The 1,906-nt window shown below is 61.3% G+C and carries 1 protein-coding gene and 1 pseudogene; both read left to right on the forward strand.

Annotation, left to right across the window (positions count from 1 at the left end; translation table 11 throughout):
* Positions 1 to 80 precede the first annotated feature (80 nt).
* Positions 81 to 1,202: pseudogene (locus ACQKQA_RS30240) on the forward strand (aspartate ammonia-lyase); the annotation flags it as partial.
* 476 nt (positions 1,203 to 1,678) lie between these two features.
* The coding region (locus ACQKQA_RS30245) for an alanine:cation symporter family protein (protein WP_427564792.1) at positions 1,679 to 1,906 on the forward strand (228 nt) is incomplete at its 3' end.

A 1,906-nucleotide genomic window follows, 5' to 3' on the forward strand; every position in this document is an offset into this window, starting at 1 on the left:
GATCAGGCAGGACAGTTGCTCGCAGGCCGTTAACCCTCGCGCGAGTTGAACCTGAGGGGGCTTTTGGCATCGTATGAGACGGCGCTGGCACTTCGACCAACATGAATGCCAACGAAGTCATCGCCAACATCGCGCTGGAGGCCATGGGTCACCAGAAAGGCGAATACCAGTACCTGCACCCGAACGACGACGTGAACATGGCGCAGTCGACCAACGACGCCTACCCGACGGCGATCCGCCTGGGTCTGTTGCTGGGCCACGACGCGCTGCTGGCCAGCCTCGACAGCCTGATCCAGTCGTTCGCCGCCAAGGGTGAAGAATTCAACCACGTCCTGAAGATGGGCCGTACCCAGCTGCAGGACGCCGTGCCGATGACCCTGGGTCAGGAATTCCGCGCCTTCGCCACCACCCTGAGCGAAGACCTGGCACGCCTGAAAACCCTGGCGCCGGAAGTGCTGACCGAAGTGAACCTGGGCGGTACTGCCATCGGTACCGGCATCAACGCCGACCCGCGCTACCAGGCCCTGGCCGTACAGCGCCTGGCCATCATCAGCGGTCAACCGGTGGTGCCGGCGGCCGACCTGATCGAAGCCACCTCCGACATGGGCGCCTTCGTGCTGTTCTCCGGCATGCTCAAGCGTACCGCGGTCAAGCTGTCGAAGATCTGCAACGACCTGCGCCTGCTGTCCAGCGGCCCACGCACCGGCATCAACGAGATCAACCTGCCAGCGCGTCAGCCAGGCAGCTCGATCATGCCAGGCAAGGTCAACCCGGTTATTCCGGAAGCCGTTAACCAGGTGGCGTTCCAGGTCATCGGTAACGACCTGGCTCTGACCATGGCGGCCGAAGGCGGCCAACTGCAACTGAACGTGATGGAGCCGCTGATCGCTTTCAAGATCCTCGACTCGATCCGCCTGCTGCAACGCGCCATGGACATGCTGCGCGAGCACTGCATCGTCGGCATCACCGCCAACGAAGCACGCTGCCGTGAACTGGTCGAGCACTCGATCGGCCTGGTTACCGCGCTGAACCCGTACATCGGCTACAAAAATGCCACCCGCATCGCCCGTGTCGCGCTGGAAAGCGGCCGCGGCGTACTGGAACTGGTGCGCGAAGAAGGCCTGCTCGACGACGCCATGCTCGCCGACATCCTGCGCCCGGAAAACATGATTGCCCCGCGTCTGGTCCCGCTCAAAGCCTGATCAACGCCCGCCCTGGCAACAGGGCACTGCTCACCAGGTCGAGGGACTAGACACCTCTCACCTTTTGAGGGCTTGGAGATTCTTCTCCAAGCCCTTTTTTTTAACCTTCGTGAGGCCACCTATGCCCAAAACGCCAGGATCGCAGCCTTCGACAGCTTCCGCGGATACCCGGAAAAACACCGCGCAGAGGCTGTCGAACGCTGCGATCCATCGATCCTGCAGCACCCTCGTTTCGTCAGATGCACCACAACCGTGCAGACGGGCAGCGCACTGATAGGTATAGTGCGCCCCCTCTTCGCGTGAGCGGTCGTCGGTAACGAGACCCCAACCCATGCGAAACCCGAACTAATAACAACCCGCGAATTGGAACCGGGACGAACACTCGCCCACCTGTCGTGCTGCCTGCGCGACGGCGTGTAACGCGATGTTTCGGACCACCAGCTTCTGCCTTTACAAAAAACAGCGAGGAATAATCCATGCTCGAAGTCATCAACGACTTCCTCTCAGGGAAAGTACTGATCGTGCTCATCGTCGGGCTCGGCAGCTACTTCACGATCCGCTCGCGTTTCGTTCAATTGCGCCACTTCTTCCATATGTTCGCGGTGTTCCGCGACAGCCTGAAAAGCAGCGGCGGGCAACTCAGTTCGTTCCAGGCCCTGATGCTCAGCCTCGCCGGCCGCGTCTGTGCAGGCAATATCGCCGGT

Origin of the sequence: Pseudomonas sp. NPDC089530 (genome assembly GCF_050280705.1) — a bacterium.
Classification (GTDB): domain Bacteria; phylum Pseudomonadota; class Gammaproteobacteria; order Pseudomonadales; family Pseudomonadaceae; genus Aquipseudomonas.